The organism is Rhizobium sp. SEMIA 4085, assembly GCF_013004495.1.
Taxonomy (GTDB): Bacteria; Pseudomonadota; Alphaproteobacteria; order Rhizobiales; family Rhizobiaceae; genus Rhizobium; species Rhizobium gallicum.
In genome coordinates this window covers 1-4568 of record NZ_JABEPH010000423.1, presented here as the reverse complement: position 1 = coordinate 4568, position 4568 = coordinate 1, and the positions used below count along the sequence as shown (strand labels likewise).

Below are 4568 nucleotides of genomic sequence, written 5' to 3'. Positions count from 1 at the left end.
CTCGAACATGGAGTAATCGCGGCGCAACCGTCTGCGGCTTTTTGGCTGGCGAGGGTGGTTGCCCCCGATAGGATGGAAATACGGGCTCTCGATTGGAACCGGGCCCAAACATCGGATGGAGGCAACCGTGAACCAATATATTGGGCTTGATGTGTCGTTGAAAGATACCGCGATTTCGATTCGACAGGATGGAAAGCGGATCTGGCGGGGAAAGTGTCCTTCGGATCCAAAGCTCCTGGCTGAGGTGATCCGCAAACACGCCCCGCAGGCCAGGGGCGTCGTCTTTGAAACAGGGCCGTTGTCGACGTGGTTCTATCATGCCCTGACGGCCGAGGGGGTGCCGGCGATCTGCATTGAAGCGCGGCACGCGCAAAAGGTATTGAACGAGACGCTCAACAAGACCGACGCCAATGATGCGGATGGCTTGGCGCAACTCGCTGAAGCAGGCTTTTACAAAGCGGTTCGCGTCAAGTCGTTTGACGCTATGATGGCCCGCACATTGGTGGCTGCCCGCGAACAACTCCTTTACATCTCAACACAACTTGGCAATCAAATCCGGGGCCTGATGAAGACCTTCGGTCTGATCATCCCGAAAGGGAAGGGTCGGGTCTTTGATGGCGATGTGCGAAAGCTTTTAGATGGCAACAACGAGCTTGCGAAGATTATCTTGCCTCTTCTGGAGGCCTGGCACGATATCCGCAAGCGCGCAGCCGATCTTGGTCGCCAGTTGCTCATAGTGGCACGTCGGAGCGAAGCCACGAAGCTATTGATGACAATTCCGGGAATCGGCGCGGTCACGGCGGTGTCCTACGTTACGGCAATTGAAAATCCAGAAAACTTTCGAACGTCGCGCTCGGTGGGCGCCTGGCTTGGGCTGACAACGCGGCGTTATCAGTCAGGGGAGGTCGATTATGACGGCCATATCTCGCGAAGGGGTGACAATCGTTTACGTGGGCTGCTTTATGAAGCCGCGACAGCGCTTCTGACGAGAACTAGTGCCAGGACCGAGAGCAGTCTCAAGCGTTGGGGACTTAAGCTGCGGGAGCGACTTGGCTTCAAGCGGGCCGCTGTGGCAGTCGCCCGGAAACTCGCGGTCATAATGCACAGCATGCTCAAAACGGGAGAAGTGTTCAACGCATCGGCTGGCGCGACCATATAGGAGACGCTCAGCCTTCGTCCCTCAGCGCGCCATCTAACTTTGGGTGCTGAGCGTCCCTGCTGCGGACGTGGGCAGGATCATTCCGCTTCTGGTGGCTGCAGTTCGTTGAGACTGCGCCTCGAACATTAGGAAGATCCCACCTGCGAAGACCATTGTGCGGCGACATTTGTCGACCGCGGAGACAACCCTGCTCCCAGCACTGGACAGCTTTGACGGCACTGCACCGGCGGTGAGGGCAGATTCACCCAATCAATTCCGCCGTGTTGCATATCTCGCAAGCCGGAGAGGTCGCTGCTCAAATCAGCTTGACGGACGGAATGCGATTAGACAACCACCAGTGATGCGAACCATCGATCTGCACCAGTTCGCCAAAGCAGTCGCGCCGGCCGCGTGGCTGGAAAACCCGCTTCTTGCGCTCGCGACGCGAGATCCAGATGCCGGCCTCGGTCATCCATTGCCGCAGCGTCTCCTTGGCCACCGAGATCCGGTGCAGCTCGATCAGCTTCTCGCGCGCCAGCGTCGGACCGAAATCCAGATAGCGCTCCCGGATCAGATCCAGCGCCGCATTGCGAAGCTCCTCGCTGTGGCGCCGGTTGCTCGGTTGTGATCGCTTCTTGGAAACAAGGCCGGCTGGACCATTCCGGTCATAAGCCTGCAGCAGCCGATGGACCTGACTTCGACTGAGGTCGAGCAGTTCGGCAGCCTGGACAACGCTCAGGCGTTCGTCACGGATCTTCTGGATGACTTCGAGGCGATGCAACTCTTTCTGCGACATGGTGATCATAAAGGACATGACGACTCCGACCGCTCATGGTCTCGACCAGGCTGAAGATCGTCATCCTTGCTCCCAACGTTGGCTTTGACCAGTGCGTCGAGAGGCGAGACTGTCGCATCTCTAACTGGCCTATGTGTCGCATTTCTAAAATGCCGCTACAAACAATGTGGCGGCTAGGTTGAAATGTCCGTTCTGGCGCAAAGTAGAAATGTCACTTTGGGCGCGTCGCCAGCCAGTTAGAAATGCGACACGCGACATGTCCACTTGCACTGTGGCAAGCCCCCGACCGGACCGGCTGGGCCGGGTTGCAAGGGAAGGGAGGGGGCGGGTGAGGCAAACCCCTTCGGCTTTAGCTTTCTCACTGGCAATTGTTCTTTTGCCGCTCGATACTCTCTGTCATCTGCATGGCGCAGGGTAGGGATCAAAGCCGCACGATGCTTCCGGAAATCAAACTGCAGGGTGACGTCGATGTCGCCGCGCTGTCACCACTTCTGCGCGGCATGCTTCTTTCGGTTGCCTATGCTGACGGTGAGGGTGGCATAGGATTGACAGCAACCGGCGCCATGAACCGCAAGTTCGTGCATTGGGCGGCGGTGCACTTCCTCTGGCCAGGATTCACAGCCGAAGATCTCTACAGCATGAACAAGGTACTCAATGAAAGCGACATGCCACCGCTTTGGGTCGTGCGCGACATGACCCGTCATCTGAAGCTTCTTCGCAAAAACAAAGATGTGCTGCTGCCAACCAGACGCGGCCGGGAGTTCCTGGTGAACCCGCAAGCCTTCTTCGATCTGGTCGCCACGGATTATCTCTATTCGTATGTCCACGCCACCGAGCGAGAACAGGAGGTGCGGGCGCGGTTACGCTGGTGGCGCATGTTCCTCAATCTTCTCAATATCAAGGCCAGAGAAGGGTGCACGCCAATGGACGTTGTGAAGATCCTCTATCCAGACCTGGCGCCTCTGTCGGACACCGAAATGACCCTGGAAGCCTGGAAGTTGAGATCCGATCTCCAATATGGCGTCTTTCGGCGCTTATGCTGGCTCGGCTTGCTCTATGAAGCACGAGAGGGGCTCACGCTCCTTCAGGATGGAACCTTCCACAAGACGCCACTTTGGCCCGCTTGCCTGCAGTTGGAGTCGGATGCGCAAAGTGACATCGGCGTGCATTGACGATCTTTATTCCGCAGCTGGCTGTCTCAACAGTGCTTTCTCACGCCGCGCAATCACCGCCGGATCGTTCATGAAATCCGTCTGCTTGCCCGGCCTGCGGCCCCGCGGTGTGTAACCGTTCTTCTCGCTGTTGGTCTTCACCTTCGGCGGCAATCGCTGATCCTGCTGTTCCTTGATGTAGGCCAGCACGTCGGAAAGCCGCTTGTTCTCGGTGATCGCCGCATGCGTCACCCGCTGGTCCTTGTCGAACACCCGATACGGCAGCGAATGGCCTTTCCAGCGCACGTCCAACCGGCCATCGGCAAAGGCATAGGTCTCGACATAGCGACCGACCAGCCCACGCGTGATATCGGTCTCTTCCAGCATGATCCGCTGGCGCTCGAACGAGAACGTCAGCTGCGCCCCGACATACCGCTGCTCACGCTTGCACAGAATGTCCTTGAGCCGGTCCAACGCCAGGTTCACCGGCCGATGCAGATTGTCAGATCGGGCAGGGGCAACTGCAAACCGCGCGTTGTAGCCTTCCATGAAATTGGGCAGAAAGGCATTGCCCGCCTGCATGTCGCAGATCCCTGCCAATCGCATATCCTTGATCAATCGGTCCTGCAATGTCTGGTTCATGCGCTCGACGCGGCCCTTGGCCTGGCTTGAATTTGCGCAAAGAATCTCGATGTTTAGCTCGCAAAGCGCCCGGCCGAACTGGGTCATGCCCTGACCGCCCTTGGCGTCCTTCTTCGCCACCCGGAACACCGAATGCTTGTCGGAATAAAACGCCACCGGCGCCCCGTGATCCTGCAGATAGAGTTCCAGCGCCGCGAAATAACTGAAGGCGCTTTCCGAGCCCACAAAGCGCAACTGCATCAGCTTGCCCGTCGCATCGTCGATGAACACCAAAAGCGTACATGGTGGCCCACGATCTTCGAACCAGCGATGCTCGGAGCCGTCGATCTGCACCAGCTCACCATAAGCCTCGCGCCGCAATCGTGGCTGATGGAAGCTGCGACGCTGCTGGCGCGATCGCCAGATACCGGCCGCCGTCATCCATTGCCGCAGCGTCTCGCGCGACACCGTCAGCCCATCGAGCTCTGCAAGCTTCTCGGCCGCCAGCGTCGGCCCGAAATCCCAATAGCGCTCGCGAATGAGCGTCAAAGCATAATCGCGAAGCCCATCGTTGATCCGGTTGTTCGACGGCCGGCCGATCGCCTTGTGCCGGATCGACGCCGCGCCACCCGTTCTGATCCGCTCCAGCAGCCGGCGCACCTGGCGCTCGCTCAGCGCCAGAACATGCGCCGCCGACATCAACGTCATTCGACCGTCGATGACTTTCGACAAAACCTCGATCCGCTGCAGGTCACGCTCGCTCATCGCAATCAGTCCCATCGGCAATCTCCCACGTCATCAAACGCGGGGAGTGTGACATTCTTACTTTGCAGAAACAGGACACTTTAACTTTGCGGCTACA

The 4568-nt window shown here is 58.4% G+C and carries 3 protein-coding genes and 1 pseudogene; 2 read left to right on the top strand and 2 right to left on the bottom strand.

Going from position 1 to position 4568, the window contains the following annotated elements:
- Positions 1–127 precede the first annotated feature (127 nt).
- A complete protein-coding gene (locus tag C9413_RS28155) occupies positions 128–1159 on the top strand; it encodes an IS110 family transposase (RefSeq protein ID WP_040116569.1) in 1032 nt (343 codons plus the stop codon).
- A 331-nt stretch (positions 1160–1490) separates the two neighbouring features.
- Here C9413_RS28155 and C9413_RS28150 read toward each other — a convergent pair.
- A pseudogene (locus C9413_RS28150) lies at positions 1491–1952 on the bottom strand (helix-turn-helix domain-containing protein); the annotation flags it as partial.
- Positions 1953–2368: 416 nt separating this feature from the next.
- On the opposite strand from C9413_RS28150, the gene C9413_RS28145 reads away from it, so the two are divergent.
- A complete protein-coding gene (locus C9413_RS28145; RefSeq protein ID WP_040115452.1) occupies positions 2369–3106 on the top strand; it encodes a hypothetical protein in 738 nt (245 codons plus the stop codon).
- A 6-nt stretch (positions 3107–3112) separates the two neighbouring features.
- Here C9413_RS28145 and C9413_RS28140 read toward each other — a convergent pair whose 3' ends face one another.
- Entirely contained in the window at positions 3113–4486 is a 1374-nt protein-coding gene (locus C9413_RS28140; protein WP_039844889.1) for an ISNCY family transposase, read from the bottom strand.
- Positions 4487–4568: the final 82 nt, after the last annotated feature.